This is a genomic window from Enterobacter sp. K16B (assembly GCF_020216105.1).
GTDB lineage: Bacteria > Pseudomonadota > Gammaproteobacteria > Enterobacterales > Enterobacteriaceae > Enterobacter > Enterobacter sichuanensis.
In genome coordinates this window covers 1-19,584 of sequence record NZ_JAIWJZ010000005.1, presented here as the reverse complement: position 1 = coordinate 19,584, position 19,584 = coordinate 1, and the positions used below count along the sequence as shown (strand labels likewise).

The 19,584-nt window shown below is 57.1% G+C and carries 19 protein-coding genes; 12 read left to right on the top strand and 7 right to left on the bottom strand.

Going from position 1 to position 19,584, the window contains the following annotated elements; genetic code table 11:
• Positions 1-34 precede the first annotated feature (34 nt).
• The 4 genes from LDK53_RS01310 to LDK53_RS01295 form a co-directional block, all read right to left on the bottom strand.
• Complete coding sequence (locus LDK53_RS01310; protein ID WP_047958642.1) at positions 35-1,552, bottom strand: carbohydrate porin; 1,518 nt, start codon at positions 1,550-1,552, stop codon at positions 35-37.
• A gap of 173 nt (positions 1,553-1,725) precedes the next feature.
• On the bottom strand, positions 1,726-2,616 hold the full coding sequence (locus LDK53_RS01305; RefSeq protein WP_225283487.1) for an aminoimidazole riboside kinase: 891 nt from the start codon (positions 2,614-2,616) through the stop codon (positions 1,726-1,728).
• Positions 2,617-2,704: 88 nt separating this feature from the next.
• Entirely contained in the window at positions 2,705-3,916 is a 1,212-nt protein-coding gene (locus LDK53_RS01300; protein ID WP_225283475.1) for a diguanylate phosphodiesterase, read from the bottom strand.
• Positions 3,917-4,006: 90 nt separating this feature from the next.
• On the bottom strand, positions 4,007-5,488 hold the full coding sequence (locus tag LDK53_RS01295; RefSeq protein ID WP_225283474.1) for an alpha/beta hydrolase: 1,482 nt from the start codon (positions 5,486-5,488) through the stop codon (positions 4,007-4,009).
• Between the two features lie 266 nt (positions 5,489-5,754).
• Between LDK53_RS01295 and LDK53_RS01290 the strand changes: the two genes are divergently transcribed.
• Genes LDK53_RS01290 through LDK53_RS01260 form a run of 7 tightly spaced genes read left to right on the top strand, consistent with a single transcriptional unit; the run spans position 5,755 to position 12,588 of the window.
• The gene (locus LDK53_RS01290; protein WP_155031213.1) at positions 5,755-6,609 is read left to right on the top strand and encodes a MurR/RpiR family transcriptional regulator; all 855 of its coding nucleotides are present in this window, start codon (positions 5,755-5,757) and stop codon (positions 6,607-6,609) included.
• 12 nt (positions 6,610-6,621) lie between these two features.
• On the top strand, positions 6,622-7,197 hold the full coding sequence (gene ddpX, locus LDK53_RS01285; RefSeq protein WP_045285768.1) for a D-alanyl-D-alanine dipeptidase: 576 nt from the start codon (positions 6,622-6,624) through the stop codon (positions 7,195-7,197).
• A 15-nt stretch (positions 7,198-7,212) separates the two neighbouring features.
• Complete coding sequence (locus tag LDK53_RS01280; protein WP_225283472.1) at positions 7,213-8,745, top strand: ABC transporter substrate-binding protein; 1,533 nt, start codon at positions 7,213-7,215, stop codon at positions 8,743-8,745.
• 22 nt (positions 8,746-8,767) lie between these two features.
• Positions 8,768-9,790, top strand: a complete 1,023-nt coding sequence (locus tag LDK53_RS01275; protein ID WP_059386669.1) for an ABC transporter permease — start codon at positions 8,768-8,770, stop codon at positions 9,788-9,790.
• On the top strand, positions 9,787-10,680 hold the full coding sequence (ddpC, locus tag LDK53_RS01270) for a D,D-dipeptide ABC transporter permease (RefSeq protein WP_225283470.1): 894 nt from the start codon (positions 9,787-9,789) through the stop codon (positions 10,678-10,680). The genes LDK53_RS01275 and ddpC overlap by 4 nt, the downstream gene beginning before the upstream one ends.
• Complete coding sequence (locus tag LDK53_RS01265; RefSeq protein ID WP_225283460.1) at positions 10,680-11,666, top strand: ABC transporter ATP-binding protein; 987 nt, start codon at positions 10,680-10,682, stop codon at positions 11,664-11,666. The genes ddpC and LDK53_RS01265 overlap by 1 nt, the downstream gene beginning before the upstream one ends.
• Positions 11,659-12,588: an ABC transporter ATP-binding protein gene (locus LDK53_RS01260; RefSeq protein ID WP_225283458.1), complete on the top strand. Its 930-nt coding sequence runs from the start codon at positions 11,659-11,661 to the stop codon at positions 12,586-12,588. Before LDK53_RS01265 ends, LDK53_RS01260 begins: the two co-directional genes overlap by 8 nt.
• Here LDK53_RS01260 and LDK53_RS01255 read toward each other — a convergent pair.
• Together LDK53_RS01255 and LDK53_RS01250 are read right to left on the bottom strand one after the other, a co-directional pair.
• Complete coding sequence (locus LDK53_RS01255) at positions 12,585-13,310, bottom strand: lytic polysaccharide monooxygenase auxiliary activity family 9 protein (protein WP_225283457.1); 726 nt, start codon at positions 13,308-13,310, stop codon at positions 12,585-12,587. The genes LDK53_RS01260 and LDK53_RS01255 overlap by 4 nt on opposite strands.
• A 325-nt stretch (positions 13,311-13,635) precedes the next feature.
• Positions 13,636-14,031: an OsmC family protein gene (locus tag LDK53_RS01250; RefSeq protein ID WP_225283439.1), complete on the bottom strand. Its 396-nt coding sequence runs from the start codon at positions 14,029-14,031 to the stop codon at positions 13,636-13,638.
• 133 nt (positions 14,032-14,164) lie between these two features.
• Here LDK53_RS01250 and LDK53_RS01245 point away from each other — a divergent pair, with 133 nt between their 5' ends.
• Positions 14,165-15,127, top strand: a complete 963-nt coding sequence (locus tag LDK53_RS01245) for a hypothetical protein (RefSeq protein WP_263643412.1) — start codon at positions 14,165-14,167, stop codon at positions 15,125-15,127.
• On the opposite strand, the gene LDK53_RS01240 is transcribed toward LDK53_RS01245, so the two are convergent.
• Positions 15,115-15,990 carry a LysR family transcriptional regulator gene (locus LDK53_RS01240; protein WP_225283435.1) on the bottom strand — a complete coding sequence of 292 codons (876 nt, stop codon included), beginning with the start codon at positions 15,988-15,990 and terminating at the stop codon, positions 15,115-15,117. The genes LDK53_RS01245 and LDK53_RS01240 overlap by 13 nt on opposite strands.
• A 110-nt stretch (positions 15,991-16,100) precedes the next feature.
• Here LDK53_RS01240 and LDK53_RS01235 point away from each other — a divergent pair, with 110 nt between their 5' ends.
• The 4 genes from LDK53_RS01235 to LDK53_RS01220 all read left to right on the top strand — a co-directional run bounded on the left by LDK53_RS01235 (position 16,101) and on the right by LDK53_RS01220 (position 19,506).
• A complete protein-coding gene (locus LDK53_RS01235; protein ID WP_225283432.1) occupies positions 16,101-16,952 on the top strand; it encodes a Vmh family MBL fold metallo-hydrolase in 852 nt (283 codons plus the stop codon).
• A gap of 231 nt (positions 16,953-17,183) precedes the next feature.
• Positions 17,184-17,399 (top strand): biofilm-dependent modulation protein, encoded by a 216-nt coding sequence (gene bdm, locus LDK53_RS01230; protein WP_013096534.1) that lies wholly within the window; start codon positions 17,184-17,186, stop codon positions 17,397-17,399.
• 95 nt (positions 17,400-17,494) lie between these two features.
• Entirely contained in the window at positions 17,495-17,632 is a 138-nt protein-coding gene (gene sra / locus LDK53_RS01225) for a stationary-phase-induced ribosome-associated protein (RefSeq protein WP_008501714.1), read from the top strand.
• A gap of 176 nt (positions 17,633-17,808) precedes the next feature.
• Positions 17,809-19,506: an NAD-dependent malic enzyme gene (locus LDK53_RS01220; protein ID WP_013096532.1), complete on the top strand. Its 1,698-nt coding sequence runs from the start codon at positions 17,809-17,811 to the stop codon at positions 19,504-19,506.
• Positions 19,507-19,584: the final 78 nt, after the last annotated feature.

Below are 19,584 nucleotides of genomic sequence, written 5' to 3'. Positions count from 1 at the left end.
TTAAACCGCTCCCGCCAGGCGGGAGCGGGATGGGTTAAAACCAGGTTTCCATCTGGACCCCAAAGTTCCATTCCCCGCCGGCGTTGAAGCCGCTGCTGCCAAAGGCATCATCGCTGGCGTAATTATCCAGTTTGCTGCTCCAGTCCATCCAGGTGGCAAACAGGCGCAGCTCAGGACGGCTAAAGAAGTCGCCGATCTTGCTCGCTTTTAACGTCGGTGCAAAGGTCAGCTTGTAGAAACTGCCGTTGACGGCGTTACGGTCCTTATAGCCTTGTGGATCTAAATCCATGTACTGATAGCTGCCCTCAAACGCCAGCGCGAAATTCTGCGTCACCTCTTTAATCAGACGGGTGTTGAGCGTTACCCACTCATAGCTATCGCCTTTGACGTAGCGATCTTTACTGCTTTGCGCCAGCACGGCAGGCGCAATGCTCCAGCCGCCACCGATCGGCGTGACACCGTAACTTGCAAAGCGCCAGGTATCCGCTTCAGACAGCAGGGCCCCGTCAGAGCCGATGCTTTTCACCTCCGCACCCAGCCCGTGACCATACAGCAGCGCCGTTTTGGCCGTCCCTTCACGCAGGCCATAGAAGCTCTCATTATGTAATCCCACCAGGGCATGCACGCCGGTATTGGCGGCGTCCGTCTTTATAAGATCGCCGTTGGTGTCTTTGCGGTCGTCGTTATCTTTCGCCCGCAGGCCACTCACCATCAGCTGGAACGGGCCGGCGAAGTGGTTCATGCTGAGGATATAGTTCTGAACGTTGTTGTCGGTCTGCTCCACGCTGCCGAAGTTGCGGCCATAGATGGAGAAGTTGCTGCGCAGCGAATCGTTCCATTTCACGTCGTAGACGCCGCCACCGGTACCGGCCAGGAACACCACGTCGGAATCCAGCCAGTGGATGTCAAAGTTGTCGCGGTCAAAGCGTTTACCCGCCCAGAAGGTACTGCCCTTCAGCGCGCCGGTAAAATCAGGCAGGTTGCCCAGCTCCGCGAAGGCCTGACGAATATTGAGATCGCTGGTATCGGCAGACCAGTCGTTATAGGTTCGCTGACCGTCGGCCAGCATCGCTTTGAAGCGCGTGGTCGCCCCGTTATCCAGGGTTTGTTTATGCTCCAGGTTCAGTTCAACGTAGGTATCGGCTTCGTTACCCAGACGCCCTACTGCACCGCCGGTTTCGCCGGCTGGCGTCAGGTAAGGACCGCTTTTGCTGCTGGAGGCGGCATCGTTCATCAGCAGGCCTGAACGGGCATAGCCGTGAAACTCAAATCCGCCGCTTTGATCCGCCTTCTTCTCCAGCGCGGTGGTGCGCTGCGCCACCTCCTGGGTTGTCGTTTGCGCCTGCTGCTGAGCAGCCACCAGCTGCTGTGTTTTTTGTTCTGCCGCCGTGGCGCGTTTCTCCGCCACCTGGGCACGCGTTTCCGCGTCCTGGAGGCGCTGCTCCATTGCGGCAAGGCGCGCTTCGATACTGGACATATCGGTCTGGGCAAAAACAGAGGTACTGCCGGCCAGCATGCCTATCATCACGGCAAGTCTGCGTTTTTTATACATTTTGTCGCATCCCTAAAAGAAGTCATTAAACGTGCTAAATTGCTAAACCGGTTTAGGCTGCTGATACTAAACCTGTGAATTTTGGATCGGCAATCTTTTTTGCTAAACCGTTTTAGTAAGTGTGATCGAGGCGACAATTCAGGCCGCCGACTGGCGGCCAGTGAAGGGAGGAATTACAGCTCGTGCTGCCAGGGCAATGCGGTCATTGCCCCTTTGGCGGTAGTTGCTAACGCGCCGCAGCGCTGGGCCAGGGAGATAACCGGCGTCAGGTCCTGCCCGGCGGCCAGGCCGTAGAGCAGGCCCGCTACGAAGGCGTCCCCCGCGCCGGTGGTATCGACGCACTGAACGGGCGTGGCCGGATAGTGTTTTACGCTACCTTCATGCCAGGCCGTCACGCCCGTTTTACCCTGGGTGACCAGCACCAGCCGCGCCGGGCAGCGCTGCATCAACGCCTCCAGACCGTCGTTTACCTGCGCACAGCCGGTAAAAAAGGCCAGCTCTTCGACCGAGAGTTTTACCACGTCGGCGCGTTGCAGGGCTTGCTCCAGGCAGCCATGCAGGGCGTTCTCATCCGGCCAGAGATCCGGGCGAATATTGGGGTCGAAACTGACGTAACCGCCCGCCTCGCGAATGGCGGCCATTGCCTGAAACGTCGCAGTACGGCTCGGCTCTGCGCTGAGCGCGATGGAACAGACGTGCAGCCACTCCCCGGCGCTGAACGCGGGCAGATCGGCGGGTTCCAGAAACAGATCGGCGCTCGGGCGCACCATGAAGGTAAACGAACGCTCGCCGTGGTCGTCCAGATCGACCACCACCGTCGAGGTGCGGTGTGCCGGGTCAAGGCGCATCTGCTGCACATCGACCCGCTCCTTCGCCAGCGTCTGATACATAAAACGCCCGAAAGGATCGTCGCCAACCCGGCCGATAAAGGCGCTCTGGCCGCCCAGTCGGGCAATCCCGACTGCAACGTTTGCCGGTGCCCCGCCAGGACATTGCAGTAGCCGGCCTTCTCCATCCGGCAGCAGATCCACCACTGCATCGCCAAGTACCCAGATTTTTTTCATGTGACCCTCTAAGCTAAACATTGTTAAACCGTTTTAGCTATTTAAGCACAGGCCAGGCAAAGGGGAAATAACGGGAAGGAAATTTGGCTTAACGCATCAGATGCGGCCAGTGAATATCACCGACGCCATTCAGCTGCGGACGAGCAAACAGAAAGCCCTGGAAGCGGCGGATCCCGGCAGATTCGAGCCAGCACCACTCCTCTATCTTCTCGATCCCTTCGGCCACCAGGGTAATTTCAAGGTCAGAGCAACAGCTGATAATGGAGCGCACAATCGCCTGCTTCACGCCGCTGAGGTGGATATCGCTGACAATTTCCCGGTCGATTTTAATTTTATCCGGCTGAAAACGGGTCAGCAGAGAAAGACCGGCATAGCCGGAACCAAAATCATCGATCGCCAGGCCAACCCCCTCACCGCGAAGCTGCTTAATGGCGCTGTTGAACTGGTTGAAACCGGAGATCATCTCGTTCTCAGTGACTTCAATAACCACCTGCTCCGGCTGCAACCCGTGTTGTTTGATCTGATTGACCAGAAACTCGACGGCACCAGGCACATTCACCAGCGACATGGGCAGCAGGTTGACCGCAATTTTATGGCTGCCAATCCCCAGTTTTTCCGCCAGCGCAAAAGCATACGCCTTTGTCTGGAGATCAACTTCGTAGATTTTGTCCGGGTCGAGGGTGCTGAAGAAATGCTCCGGGCTGCCGCCGTCATTGCCGCGTATCAGGGCTTCAAGGGAGCTGATCGTCCCTTCCGACGGCTCGACAATGGGCTGAAGCGCAAACTGACAGGGCTGACCGGCAATCAGCTCCAGACTCTCGCCAAACGGTAGCACTTCGGGTGACAGCGTCCATTTTTCAGGGAGATAGCGTGCCCCAGACGGTGACGGACGTTTGCCGGTGATAAACGTCTGGATAAATTTGAACACCCGATCGTCAGAGGTCAGATAGCTGTCCAGCTTGCTGTAATGCAGAACCGACTGCAGCACCTCTTTCGGCGACTGGGTTTGCAGATCAAACAGCAGCATGCCGACATTTTCAAAACGTCTGCGCGGGCCATAGTCCCGCATCAGTTCAACCACCCCGCTGTGACGCTGGTCCTGACGAATGGTATGGAACAGCCTGACCACACTCTCTTCGGAACCTTCGAGAATTTGCAGGACATCGCTCCCTTTAGACAGGAGTACACCGGTAATATTCAGCTTTGCGTTGCGGCCCCTGGCGCGCTCGACCAGCTCCCGCAGTTCGGTGGACGGGTGAGATAAATTTAACTGGCTTCGGTAGATTAGCGTCGTCAGCACAAAAGGGGTTCCGATGAGAAAGGTGCCTTGAAGCTACTATTTAACATACTTAATCAATGCGACCTAACATATTCACGCCACAAGGGAACGTTACTTCTCCCCGTCCCCAATCCGGCTGTCGATCCTCTCCAGCATAGAGTCATAAAACGGGTTCGAGGTGACCCGCATCAGCGCCTCTTTGCCGACGCTCAGCACGGACGTCTCTCCCCACAGCGCAATTGTCCCCAGACTGATGCCATAGCGGTTTTTCACGCCAGGCTCGCGGCCATAGAGATCGTCATCCGGCGGGAACGGCACGGCAACGTGCGACAACGAATAGACATCCTGCGGCCAGGACTGCGCAAGCGGCATGACCGTCTCCTGCGTGCTGCCGGCTGAGGTGGTTTTCGCTACCACCGAGAAACGGTGTTCGTCTGCATTGGTGATAACCGTGACACTGTAACGCCTCTGTGCAACCGGCAGCAGCGCCGAGGTTGCCGTCCACGACGACGGTTTGAACAGCGGGCGGAAGCTGGCAGCCTGATTGATGTCAAACACCACCAGCTCGCTGCCGTTTGCCGGAAGCTGGTCAAACAGACCGGTGACCACCGCGCGGGTGCTGACCGTGGAATCCATCACCGACTGGAACGCCAGCACCGGCGGGAGCTGCCCCAGCCGCTGCTCCCGCGCCGCGCGGCCAATCTGCTCCTGCAGGGCTTTCGTCAGCAGCCACGACTGGCGGGCGGCGTTAACCGGGAAAGAATTGTATTTATACGGGTTATATTCCGGGGCGATATTCAGCCACGCCGCTTTGGCAAATGCCGGCAGCAGCGCCGGGAGCCCGGCGAAACCGGCGAACCGCGCAAAGGCCGTCACGCCGATCATCGGCGAAAGCAGTATCACCTGCTGCGGTTTTCGCAGCGCAGGCGCGTCCAGCGCATCGAGGGCATATTTCATCGCCAGCGCTCCGCCGTTGGAGTAACCCACCAGATGCAGCGGCACATGCTCTCCCGCCAGACGCGTGGCTTCCCGCACGGCAAGCCGCGTCGCCGCCAGCCACATCTCCCAGTCAACGTCAGTAAGCGCGCCGGGGGCAGTGCCGTGCCCGGGCAGGCGCGGAACCACGGCCACGAAGCCGTGTTGCTGATAGTTCAGGGCAAGATGCCTGACGCTGTAAGGCGAGTCCGTCAGCCCGTGCAGCAGCACTACCGCGCCGCGGGGCTTTCCGGCTGGCATCAGCACAAATGAGCGGTTGGCATCAGGTGAAAACTGACCGGGCCACACCAGGCTCTGGCGATAATAACGGTTTAGCGGCGTTTGCTCCTCGCGCCCTGTTTTCGCCGTTACCGCGTTATCCAGGTCGGCGAAAATCGCCTTTTCCCGGGTGAGATATCCGGCAAAATCGGCATTATCCAGCTCGCGCACGGACATCTCATCTGCCCGCCAGGTGTGCCAAAGGTGCAGTTCCGGTCCCTGCTGCGAAAGATACACCCGCACCGCCAGCAGGACGACCACGACGATCCCAACAACCATCGCCATTTTCTTTGAAAGCGCGATAACGCGCACGCTGACACGCCAGGGCAGATTCGCCATGCCGGGATCCCTTTTATTTTCACAGTGCCTCTATCTTATCAAAAATGTGAACAGGCTGACGTATTCACCAAATTCATACCTGCCGCGTCAGACAGTGCACCAAAAGTGAACTACGCTGCACAAATGTTGATCATTCGTTAAACAAATATTGCATGAATTTTACCGCACAGCGGGTTTTACCCGCCCTGTGAATATGGCACGCGTCATGCATTGTTAACGTGGTAACAGAAATCTGGCTTTTGACAGCCAGTTAACAGCGAGGCGGTATGACGACGAAACCAGAGATGTTGAATCGTATCGAAGCGATCTTCAGCCAGCTAACGCCCAGCGAAAAGCGGGTTGCAAGCTGGCTGCTGGCGCACGCCGCGCAGATCCCATTTGAAACGGCGGAGAGCGTCGGTCTGGCGAGCGGAACCAGCGGGATCACCGTCGGACGCTTCCTGCGCAAGCTGGGGTATCGCAATCTTGAAGATGCTAAAAAGAGCCTGCGCGACCCGTATCAGCCCTGGGGCATGAACGAGCGGCTGGACTCCTGGCAGCAGCAACGCCCTCTGCCCAACCGTCTTCAGCACGCTCTGTCGCTGGAGGTGGATGCCATCACTCAGGTGTACCAGCTGGCGCAAACGGACGTCTTCCGCCAGGTGGTGCATAGCCTTGCTCACGCCGACGCGGTGTTTGTGCTGGGGATCCAGTCCACGCGCGGGATCGCCAACGCCTTCTTCAGCCACCTCGAGTACCTTCGTCCGCGGGTGAGCTATTCCGAAGGCGCATCCGGGAGCTGGGTTGAATCCCTGAACTCGGGGTTTGCGCATCCCTACGTCGTGCTGACCGATACGCGCACCTACTCCGCGATGGCGCGTCAGTACTGCCGCGTCGCGAGCGAGAAAGGCATTCCGCTGGCCTTAATTACCGACATCTGGTGCCCCTGGGCGCGGGATTACCCGCTTGATTTGCTGCAGGTGAAAACCGATACCGGTCATTTCTGGGATTCCCTTGCCCCGGTGAGCTGCCTGTTCAACCTGCTGCTGTCGGGCGTGGTGGAAGCACTGGGTGATGCGCTTCCGGCGCGCCTGGCGGTCAACCGGGAATTACAACAAGAGTTTGGACAATTCGAACGCTAAAGGAGCGGAGCTATGCCCGAAGAGAGTCAACTGATTGATGTGGCGAAGACCTTTCCCACGCTGCATATCGATCTGAAATACGCCACCGCCGACAACATCACCGGCCGCCCGATTTATCAGGAGGCGCTGTGCCTGCTGCATACCGACGCCGCCACCGCGCTGGCAAAAGCCATCAGCATTGCCGCGCTGGCCGGGCTGAAGCTGGTGGTCTACGACGCCTATCGACCGCAGCAGGCGCAGGCCCGGCTGTGGGATGCCTGCCCGAACCCGGAATATGTCGTCGACGTGGCGATTGGCTCCAATCACAGCCGCGGTACGGCCATCGACGTCACGCTGATGGACGAACATAACGTCGTGCTGGATATGGGGGCCGGTTTTGACGAAATGCACGACCGTTCGCATCCTTATCACCCCTCTGTGCCGCCGCACGCCCAGCGCAACCGTCTGCTGTTGAACGCCATCATGTTCGGCGGCGGTTTTGTCGGGATTGCCAGCGAATGGTGGCACTTCGAACTGCCGAACGCCGCCAGCTACCCGCTGCTTGAAGACCGTTTTGCCTGTTTTCCCCAGACGCACACCTCTCTTTAAACCTGGAGCACTGCCATGAAAACATCGCTTCTCTCGACCATCATTGCCGCTACGCTGGCCCTGAGCGCTCCGCTGGCGCTGGCCGCCGTCCCGAAAGATATGCTGGCGATCGGTAAAGCCGCCGACCCGCAAACGCTCGATCCTGCCATCACCATTGATAACAACGACTGGACCGTTACCTATCCGTCCTACCAGCGTCTGGTCAAGTACAAACCCGGTTCGACCGAGGTGGAAGGCGATCTGTCGACGGGCTGGAAAGCCTCCGACGACCAGAAGGAGTGGACGTTTACCCTGGCGGATAACGCCAAATTCTCCGACGGCACGCCGGTCACCGCCGAGGCGGTAAAACTCTCCTTTGAGCGCCTGCTGAAACTCAGCCAGGGGCCGTCTGAAGCCTTCCCGAAAGACCTGAAGGTGGAGGCCATTGATGACCACACGGTGAAATTCACCCTCAGCCAGCCGTTCGCCCCTTTCCTCTACACTCTGGCGAATGACGGAGCCTCCATCATTAACCCGGCGGTGCTGAAGGCCAATGCCGCGGACGACGCGCGCGGGTTTCTGGCGCAAAACACTGCCGGCTCCGGGCCGTTTATGCTGAAAAGCTGGCAGAAAGGCCAGCAGTTGATCCTGGTACCGAATCCCCACTGGCCGGGCGAAAAGCCGCACTTTAAGCGCGTGTCGGTGAAAATTATCGGTGAAAGCGCCTCCCGCCGGCTGCAGCTTTCCCGCGGCGACCTGGACATTGCTGATTCTCTGCCGGTCGATCAGCTCGCGGCGCTCAAGCAGGAAGGGAAAGTGGCCGTCGCGGAATACCCCTCCCTGCGCGTGACCTATCTCTACCTCAACAACAGCAAAGCCCCGCTCAACCAGGTGGATTTACGCCGGGCCGTCTCCTGGGCGACGGACTATCAGGGCATGGTCAAAGGCATTCTGAGCGGCAATGGCAAGCAGATGCGTGGCCCGATCCCGGAAGGCATGTGGGGCTATGACGCCACGGCCATGCAGTACAGCCTTGACGAGGCCAAAGCCAAAGCGGCCCTGGGGAAGGTGAAAGACAAACCCGCCAGCCTGACCTTCCTCTACTCGGATAACGATCCGAACTGGGAGCCTATTGCCCTCTCGACCCAGGCCAGCCTTGGCAAGATCGGCATTAACGTCAAGCTGGAGAAACTGGCCAACGCCACCATGCGCGACCGCGTCGGCAAAGGCGATTACGACATCGCCATCGGTAACTGGAGCCCGGACTTTGCCGATCCGTACATGTTCATGAACTACTGGTTTGAATCAGACAAAAAAGGGCTGCCGGGCAACCGTTCGTTCTATGAGAACAAAGAGGTCGATTCGCTGCTGCAGGCCGCGCTGAAAACCACGGACCAGGCGGAACGCACCAAAGATTACCAGCAGGCGCAAAAGGTGGTGATTGACGAGGCGGCCTACGTTTATCTGTTCCAGAAGAACTACCAGCTGGCGATGAACAAAGAGGTCAAAGGCTTCACCTTTAATCCGATGCTCGAGCAGGTATTCAACATCGGCACCATGAGTAAGTAACCGTTTCGCCGGGGGAAAGTGTATGACGTTCTGGAGCATTGTGCGCCAGCGCTGCTGGGGGTTACTCCTGGTGGTGGCCGGTGTCTGTATTATCACGTTTATTATTTCGCACCTGATCCCCGGCGATCCGGCTCGTCTGCTGGCCGGTGACCGCGCCAGCGACGAAATCGTGCAGAATATTCGCCAGCAGCTGGGGCTGGATCAGCCGCTGTATGTTCAGTTTGGCCGCTACGTGAATGCTCTGGCCCATGGGGATTTAGGCACTTCCATTCGTACCGGACGTCCGGTCGCCGAGGATCTGAAGGCCTTTTTCCCCGCCACGCTGGAGCTGGCCTTCTGTTCTCTGCTGCTGGCGCTGGTCATTGGCGTGCCGCTGGGGATTTTGTCAGCGGTGTACCGTAACCGCTGGCTGGATCATCTGGTACGGCTGATGGCGATGACCGGTATTTCCACCCCGGCCTTCTGGCTCGGTCTGGGCGTCATTGTGCTGTTCTACGGACATCTGCAGCTGTTGCCCGGCGGCGGCAGGCTGGATGACTGGCTCGACCCGCCGACACACGTCACCGGTTTTTATCTGCTGGATGCGCTGCTGGAAGGCAACGGCGAGGTCTTTTTCAATGCGCTTCAGCACCTGATTTTACCCTCGCTGACGCTGGCGTTTGTGCATCTCGGCATTGTGGCGCGTCAGGTTCGCTCGGCGATGCTGGAGCAGCTTAGCGAGGACTATATCCGCACCGCCCGCGCCAGCGGCCTGCCCGGCTGGTACATCGTCCTGCGCTACGCCCTGCCCAATGCGATGATTCCGTCCATTACCGTGTTGGGGCTGGCGCTGGGGGATCTCCTCTACGGCGCCGTACTCACCGAAACCGTTTTTGCCTGGCCGGGGATGGGTGCCTGGGTGGTAACGTCCATTCAGGCGCTTGATTTCCCTGCCGTGATGGGCTTTGCGGTCGTCGTTTCGCTGGCCTACGTGCTGGTTAATCTGGTGGTCGATCTGCTTTACCTGTGGATTGACCCGCGAATCGGGCGCGGAGGTGCCGAATGATGTTGACTCAGGAAACGTCCGTCCCTGTTAAGCGCGCCAGGCAACGTATCAACTGGGCAAAGCTGTTATGGATGCTGCGTCAAAGCCCGCTCACGATCGTTGGCGGCGTCATTATGCTGGTGATGCTTTTCATCATGGTGGCCGCACCGTGGATCGTGCCGCATGACCCCAACTCGCTGGATCTGACCGCCCGCCTGCAGGCACCCTCTGCCCGGCACTGGTTTGGCACCGATGAGGTGGGACGGGATCTGTTCAGCCGCGTACTGGCGGGCAGCCAGCAGTCAATTACTGCCGGGCTGGCAGTGGTGGTGATTGCAGGCGGCATTGGCTCGCTGGTGGGCTGTTTATCCGGCGTACTGGGCGGGCGCGGCGACGCCATTATTATGCGGGTGATGGACATTATGCTCTCCATTCCTTCCCTGGTGCTGACCATGGCGCTGGCGGCAGCGCTCGGGCCGAGCCTGTTTAACGCCATGCTGGCAATCGCCATTGTCCGCATTCCGTTTTACGTGCGCCTGGCTCGCGGGCAAACCCTGGTGGTGCGCCAGTTTACCTACGTTCAGGCCGCCCGCACGTTCGGCGCATCCCGCTGGCATTTGATCAGCTGGCATATCCTGCGCAACGCCCTTCCGCCGCTGATTGTGCAGGCTTCGCTGGACATTGGCAGCGCCATTCTGATGGCCGCCACGCTGGGCTTTATTGGCCTCGGCGCGCAGCAGCCCACCGCCGAATGGGGCGCGATGGTGGCCGTGGGCCGCAATTACGTTCTGGACCAGTGGTGGTACTGCGCATTTCCCGGTGCGGCGATTTTGATTACCGCCGTGGGCTTTAACCTGTTTGGCGATGGCATCCGCGATCTGCTGGATCCGAAATCGGGAGGAAAACAGTGATGACCGAACCGGTATTACGCATTGAAGACCTGCACCTGAGCTTTCCGATTTTTCGCGGGGAGGTCCACGCGCTGAACCACGTCTCGCTGGAGATTAACAGGGGGGAAATTGTCGGCGTGGTGGGCGAATCGGGATCCGGTAAATCGGTTACCGCCATGCTCGCCATGCGGCTGCTGCCGGAGGGCAGCTATCGTATTCATCATGGTCAGGTGAAATTACTCGGCGAAAATGTCCTGACGGCCTCCGAGAAACAGCTTCGTCAGTGGCGCGGTGCCCGGGTGGCGATGATTTTTCAGGAGCCGATGACCGCCCTCAACCCGACGCGTCGGATAGGCAAACAGATGGTGGAGGTGATCCGCCAGCATCAGCCCCTTTCGCGGCGCGAGGCGCAGCAGAAGGCGATGAGCTTGCTGGAAGAGATGCAGATCCCGGACGCGAAGGCGGTGATGGCGCGCTATCCCTTTGAACTCTCAGGCGGTATGCGCCAGCGGGTGATGATCGCCCTTGCCTTCTCCTGCGAGCCGGAGCTGATTATCGCCGACGAACCCACCACCGCGCTGGATGTCACCGTCCAGCTGCAGGTGCTGCGCTTGCTGAAGCATAAGGCGCGGGCCAGCGGCACCTCGGTGCTGTTTATCAGCCATGATATGACTGTGGTGTCGCAGCTCTGCGACAGAGTGTATGTAATGTATGCCGGCAGCGTGATCGAGAGCGGATCCACACAAACGCTGATCCACCAGCCCGTGCATCCCTACTCCATTGGCCTGCTGCAGTGCGCCCCGGAAAACGGCCAGCCGCGCGATCTGCTCCCCGCCATCCCCGGTACGGTGCCTAACCTCAGCCAGCTTCCGCAGGGATGCGCGTTCCGCGAGCGCTGCTTTGCCGCCGGGGCGAAATGCAGCGAAACGCCGCGCTTACGCCCTTCTGGCGCAGAGGGCCAACAGGCCGCCTGCTGGTATCCACAACGGGAGAAAGCCCATGTCTGATGTACTGCTGGAACTGGATAGCGTGCACGTGAACTTCGCGGCGCGCAAAAACTGGCTGGGGCGCGTCACGGAACAGGTGCATGCGCTCAACGGGCTCGACCTGCAGATCCGCCGCGGGGAAACGCTCGGTATTGTCGGGGAATCCGGCTGCGGGAAAAGCACGCTTGCCCAGTTGCTGATGGGCATGCTTAAGCCCAGCACAGGCGCATGTCAGCGGACGCCCCACGCGGGCGGTATGCAGATGGTGTTTCAGGATCCGCTCTCCTCGCTCGACCCGCGCCTGCCGGTCTGGCGCATCATCACCGAGCCGGTGTGGGTGCAAAAACGCAGCAGCGAGCGGGAGCGACGTCAGCTGGCTGAACACCTGGCGCTGCAGGTGGGTATTCGCCCGGAATATCTCGACCGCCTTCCGCACGCTTTCTCCGGCGGGCAGCGCCAGCGCATCGCCATCGCCCGGGCACTCTCGTCCGATCCGGACATCATCGTGCTCGATGAACCCACCAGCGCGCTGGATATCTCCGTACAGGCGCAGATCCTCAACCTGCTGGTGACGCTACAGCAGCAGCGTAATCTGACCTACGTGTTAATCTCGCATAACGTCTCGGTGGTGAGGCACATGAGCGATCGCGTGGCGGTGATGTATCTCGGGCAGATTGTCGAGCTGGGCAGCGCCGCGCAGGTTCTGAGCGAGCCGCGCCATCCCTATACCCGTCTGTTGCTTGATTCGGTCCCCCGCACCGGTGAACCGCTGGACGAAAATCTGGCCTTGCGCAAAACGGAGCTTCCCGGCAATCGTCATCTGCCTGAAGGCTGTTTTTTCCGCGACCGCTGCCCGATGGCAACGCAGGGATGTGAACGTCCCCAGCCGTTACAGCCCTCTCACGAGGGCCGTAACGTCCGCTGCTGGCGCAATCTGGATTAATTTTTCAGGATAACGTCACTGCAACTGAAGAAGGTCTCGCGCGCGGGATCTTCATGACGTGCCCATGCAATATATATGATGGCTTTCTTACCGGTGGTATAACCTTCCGGTAATTTTACATCCAGTTTGTAATGCCCTTTATCAGGATCTGTTTCATCCGGAATACCTGTTGATTTCACATCAGGAGATTCCTGTAAATCTGACCATTTCAGCTTGCTGGTTGTGGGGTCAAAATCAGGTTTACTTAAATACACGGAGAACTCACTCGGGTCATGCATCTTGCTTGCTATATAATCCAGCGCGACGTGACCATTTTTTACTTCCAGTTCAGTTGTGTACCAATCCGCACTGGGCAAATTAATACTTTTATAATCTTCAATGCCCGCAGAACATAATTGCTCATCTGGCACCTTCGTTTGCCATTGGTCTTTAGGGGCATTTTGAGAGTAAGCATTCCAGTTGTTAAATAATCGTTCTCGTTGCCAGTTCTCACTACCAGCAGCCTCATACGCCGCCTTGCAGGCCGCATTTTTAATGCCTCCACTACCACCGCCGAAATCTTTCTGACTATAACAATAATACTGACGGGAAGGTGGCACGTTTGCTGTGCCATGTCTCGGCGCTGATGCCCCCTCAGATTTTTTTGTTTCTTCAGCCATGGAAAGTGAACTTAAACTGGAAAGTACTGCAATACAGCCGAAAGCCAGAACTGAATATTTCATAATACCCACCGTATCAAATTGATGTATTAACAACTTCGATACCAGTATAGGTAGAATATCAGAACAACAACTGCGAACCATTAAAACTAGTGGGTTATGATCTTTAATATTATATATTAATAATAAAGTACACCATATATTTATCACTAATTAACAACAAATGAAACCATTAATAAAAACAACAGAAAATTATTCCATTGCTGCATAATACCAGATGAAATTAATTAGATTATATTTGTTCCAGGGTACATATTTTTCTGCAGAAATAGCCGGGCGCTAACCCGGCTCAGGCTCAGTTAAGCGTATAGTCCAGCGTGATCTCGGCTTACAGTCCCTGCGACACCGGGCAGCCCGCCTTGGCTTTCTGAATAATGCCGTCAAACTTCTGCGGGTCGATACCTGGCACAGTAACCTTACTGGTTAGCGCAATTTTGCTGATCGCAAAGCCGCTCTCGGTTTTATCCAGCGAGACATCCGCCGTGGTATCAATGGAATCGGCGGTGTAACCCGCTTCACCAATCATCAGCGACAGTGCCATTGAGAAGCAGGCAGCATGTGCTGCGCCAATCAGCTCTTCCGGGTTGGTCCCTTTAGCGCCTTCGAAACGGGTATTAAAGCCGTAAGGTTGTTGATTCAGGACGCCACTTTCAGTAGAAACCGTCCCTTTCCCCTGCTTGATATCACCGGACCAGTGTGCCGAACCTTTCTTATGAATCGTCATTCTTGCTCTCCTTTTGGCTTACAAAGGGTTAAGTATAGACTACGTACCTGACCCACCCTGGAACACAGATAATTCCGGGACGTTCACCTGCTGTACCGACAAAAAGGATAAACCTGTGACGCTAAAAATCAGAATGACCGTTGCGGTAACCACACTGGCTCTCTCGTTGTCTTTGCTGGCGAAAACGCCGGAGAACTTTATCTACACCAGTTCCGACGAACTCGACGCGGCATTCCCGCTTGTTGCACGAAGCGACATCGGCGGCGTGCAGATCGTCTATAACTGGCGCGCGCTTGAGCCCGGGAAGGATCGGTATGACTTCTCGCGGATAGAACGGGATCTGGCGCGCCTTCAGGCCGCGCGAAAAAAACTCTTCATCCAGATCCAGGACCGTTTTTTTGAGCCGGACGCCCGCTACGTCCCGGATTATCTGCTGCACGATAAGCAATACGGTGGCGGGCTCGCACCGCAGTTCGATAACCCCGGCGAAGGCAAGCCCGTCGGTTCAGGATGGGTGGCACGCCAGTGGGACCCTGCCGTGCGCCAGCGCTACCAGGCGCTGCTGGCGGCCCTTGCGAAGCGCTTTGATGGGGAGGTGTATGGGGTAAACCTGCCCGAAACCGCCATCGATATCGACGAAAAACATCCGCCCGCCGGGTTTAGCTGCGACAGCTACTTCGCGGGCGAAATGGAAAACCTGGCCTTTGCGCGTAAGGCGTTTCAGAAATCCCATGTGGTGCAATATGTCAATTTCTGGCCGTGCGAATGGGATAATGACCATAACTACATGGGACGGCTTTTTGCTTATGCCAGCGCCAACAACATCGGCCTGGGCGGGCCGGACATCGTGCCCAACCGCAAGGCGCACATGAAAAATGCCTATCCCTTCTTCCATAAAAATAAACAGACGCTGCCGCTCATCGCGATGGCGGTGCAGGAGCCTACCCTGACCTATAAAAATCCTAAGACCGGTAAGCCCTTCACCAAAGCGGAATTTGATCAGTTCACAGAAAACTACCTCGGGGCCGATATTATTTTCTGGAGCACGGCTTCGCCCTGGCTACAGAAAAAATCATCACCCCCTCATACCAGGTAGCGGGCCAGCTCATCAAGGAACACCCGCAGCGCGGCAGGCTGATACTCCCGGGACTGATAAATGCCATGGATGGCCAGCGGTTTCGGCGCCAGCGCCGCCAGCACCGGCACCAGCAATCCCTGCTCCAGGGCGGCACGCGCTTCGCGCTCCGGCAGCATGGCAATACCGCAGTGCTTCATCGCCGCCTCCATCAGCAGCGAAGAGATGCTGGCGCTCAGGTTGCCGCTGACGGCGACGCTCAGGCTTTCCCCTTCCGGGGTCAGAAAGTGCCAGGACTGCCCGGCAAAAAAGCTGTAGTGCAGGCAGTTATGCTGCGCTAATGCTTCGGGGCTGTCGGGTGTCCCGTGCTGTGCCAGATAATCCGGCGAGGCGCAGAGTACCGAACGACACTCCCCCAGGCGGCGGGCAATCATCCCGGGCTCGGGGTTGTCGGTAATACGCACGGCAACATCAATACGCTCACCCACCAGGCTCACCGGGTGATTATTCACGTCCAGCTCGATACGCAACTGCGGGTAGCGCGAGAGCAGACCAGGCAGCACCGGCGCAATCAGGTGCATGGCGGTAAAGTGCGCGCAGGCCACCCGCAGGGTGCCTGACGGCAGATCTTTTTCCGACTGGCCCTCAATTTCCTGCGAGATCTGCGAGAGCGTCCGCGTTTTTTGCAGCACCTTTTCGCCTGCCGCGGTCAGCGTCAGCTTGCGCGTGGAGCGGTTTACCAGCCGGGTTCCCGCCCACTTTTCCATTTGTTCCAGATAGCGGCTTACCATCGGCCGGGAGATCCCCAGCGCGCGGGCCGCCGCGCTCAAACTTCCCAGCTCGCATATCCGGTTATAAACCTGGGCGGCAATAACGCGATCCATATCCACTCCATCTGCTCGATTTATGAAACTAAGCATGTCTTGTTTCAGGAATTCTGGCAAATACGAATATCCGTACAATAGAGACATTCCTGAACAACAGAGACAACAGCATGAAACTCACTCACATTGCCCTGCTTTCCACCCTTTTCACGCCGGCCGCGTTTGCCGCACCGCTGAACGTTGATACCTATAACCCGCAGGAAAAAGGCATTTTCGCGGTCTCTTCCACGCTGGTTTCCGGTCCTAAGGAAGCGGTGCTGTTTGACGCGCAGTTCAGCGTGAAAGATGGCGAAGCGCTGGTGGAGAAGATTCGCCGCAGCGGCAAAACCCTGAATAAGATTGTGATCACCTCCGGCGATCCGGATTTCTACTTTGGCCTGCAGCCGCTGGTTAAAGCCTTCCCGAATGCCAAAGTGGTGGCCACACAGCACGTGGTTGACCATATTAAGGCCACCAAAGACGCGAAGCTGGCTTTCTGGGGCCCGCAGATGAAAGACGGTGCGCCAACGGAACTGGTTGTTCCGCAGGTACTCGCCTCCACCACGTTTATGGTTGACGGAGAAAAGATCGACATCGAGCAGCCTGACAGCTACGCGGCCTATGTGTGGATCCCGTCAGCGAAAACCATCCTCGGCGGCACCGGGGTAGCCTGGGGTATTCACGTGTGGACGGCAGACACGCAGACCGCGGAAAGCCGTAAGCAGTGGCAGGACACCCTACAGGCGATGGCTGCGCATAAGCCAGAACGCGTGATCCCGGGCCACTATCTGGGTAACCCACCCGCGGGCAGTGGCGCGATTGATTTTACGCGTAACTATCTGCAGCGCTTTGAAAAGGCTTTAGCTGCGCATAAAGATTCCGCTGGCGTTATCCGTACCCTGAAAAAACAGTATCCGAATCTTGCGGAAGAGAGCTCGCTGGAATTAAGCGCTAAGGTCAATACCGGCGAAATGAAGTGGTAATTTAAACGCTGCTCCTGCTCTATTTTCATGATGGCAGGAGCACCTCCCTAATATTCCCTCCGTGACGCGACGATATATTCTCATCCGTTAAAACCACATAAAAGCATGCACTTATGGCATTTTTATTTCTAAGATGAATCTGAACCACAACCGGGAAAATATTTGCCATTCTGTTTATGAATTAATTTTTTGCGAGCCGTACCATTAAACAGACAACGACACGGAGGCAGCATGTTTACTTATTACCCGGCTAATACCGCAGCAGCACAACCTGAACTCGTTAACGCGATTGCGCAGGGTCTTCACGCCGAGCACGGTGCTGTGACTGAAGATGACATTTTAATGGAACTGACCAAATGGGTGGAATCCACAGACAATGACATCCTCAGTGACATCTACCAGCAAACCATTAACTATGTCGTCAGCGGGCAAAACGCACCCTTGTAAAAACCTGCTAAGCTGGATCTGCAACCTAAGGGGTTACATTTCGTTTGCGTAAGCAAACTGGTCCTTAAAACTATCAACAGGATTGAGGAGTTAACATGAAATCGAACCGTCAGGCACGCCATATTCTGGGACTGAACTACAAGCTTTCTAATCAGCGCAAAGTGGTGATTGAAGGCGACCATGAGACGCAAGTCACTCACGCCACCGGCAGAAAACGCCACGCCGGCAAGTAAGTTCCAGAGTGAGATCCAGAACACCATCGGTAATCCCGATGGTGTTTTTGTTTATGTGTTGCGGTAATTCATATTTAGCTCCTTTATAATACCGCCGGACCGCATCCCATCGCACAGGCCAGAAAGATGACAAACAGCAGTGTCAGGGACGGATCTTCATAAAAAGAGTGAGTGACATGGACAACAAACTGAAAAAACATCGTTCCTTATACATCCCATACGCCGGACCGGTTTTACTCGAATTCCCCCTGCTCAACAAAGGCAGCGCCTTCAGCATGGAAGAGCGCAGCAGCTTTAACCTGCTGGGTTTACTGCCGGAAGTGGTGGAAACCATTGAAGAGCAGGCAGAGCGCGCGTGGATCCAGTATCAGGGTTTCAAAACTGAAATCGACAAACACATCTACCTGCGTAACATTCAGGACACCAATGAAACCCTCTTCTACCGCCTGGTGCAGAACCATCTGGAAGAGATGATGCCGGTGATCTACACCCCGACGGTAGGTGCGGCCTGTGAGCGTTTCTCTGAGATCTACCGCCGCTCCCGCGGGGTATTTATCTCTTATCAGAACCGTCACAACATGGACGACATTCTGCAGAACGTGCCGAACCACAATATCAAAGTGATCGTGGTGACTGACGGCGAACGTATTCTCGGCCTCGGCGACCAGGGCATTGGCGGGATGGGGATCCCAATCGGTAAACTCTCCCTCTATACCGCCTGTGGCGGCATCAGCCCGGCGTATACCCTGCCAGTGGTGCTGGATGTCGGTACCAACAACCAGCAGCTGCTTAACGATCCGCTCTATATGGGCTGGCGTCATCCGCGTATTACTGACGACGAGTATTATCAGTTTGTCGATGATTTCATCCAGGCCGTGAAGCACCGCTGGCCGGACGTGCTGCTGCAGTTCGAAGACTTCGCGCAGAAAAACGCGATGCCGCTGCTGAACCGCTATCGCGATGAGATCTGCTCCTTTAACGACGACATTCAGGGCACCGCCGCGGTGACCGTGGGGACGCTTATCGCCGCCAGCCGCGCGGCCGGCAGCCAGCTGAGCTACCAGAAAATTGTCTTCCTGGGCGCGGGCTCTGCGGGCTGCGGTATCGCCGAGCAGATTATCGCCCAGACCCAGCGTGAGGGCCTGAGTGAAGAACTGGCCCGCTCCCGTGTCTTTATGGTTGATCGCTTCGGCCTGCTGACCGACGGTATGCCGAACCTGCTGCCGTTCCAGACCAAACTGGTACAGAAGCGCGAGAACCTGAAAAACTGGGATACCGACAACGAAGTGCTCTCCCTGCTCGACGTGGTGCGCAACGTGAAGCCGGATATTCTGATTGGCGTTTCCGGGCAAACCGGTCTCTTCACCGAAGAGATTATTCGCGAGATGCACAAGCACTGCGAACGCCCTATCGTGATGCCGCTCTCCAACCCGACCTCCCGCGTGGAAGCAACGCCGCAGGACATCATTGCCTGGACCGAAGGTAACGCGCTGGTTGCTACCGGCAGCCCGTTCGATCCGGTCGTGTGGAAAGATAAAACTTATCCGATTGCCCAGTGTAACAACTCGTATATCTTCCCGGGCATTGGTCTGGGCGTTATCGCCTCCGGGGCGTCGCGCATTACCGATGAAATGCTGATGTCCGCGAGCGAAACCCTGGCGGGCCACTCGCCGCTGGTCAATGACGGCGAAGGTCTGGTGCTGCCAGAGCTGAAAGACATTCATAAGGTGTCGCGTGCTATCGCCTTTGCGGTCGGTAAAATGGCGCAGCAGCAGGGTGTGGCGGTGAAGACCTCTGCCGACGCGCTGCAGCAGGCTATTGACGACAACTTCTGGATGCCTGAATACCGCAGCTATCGCCGTACCTCGATTTAACTCTGCGCCTCAACCATTCCCTCTACCAAAGGGCTGAGGGATCCCCACAAAATAATGTCTGCACAGACGACCCCCTCT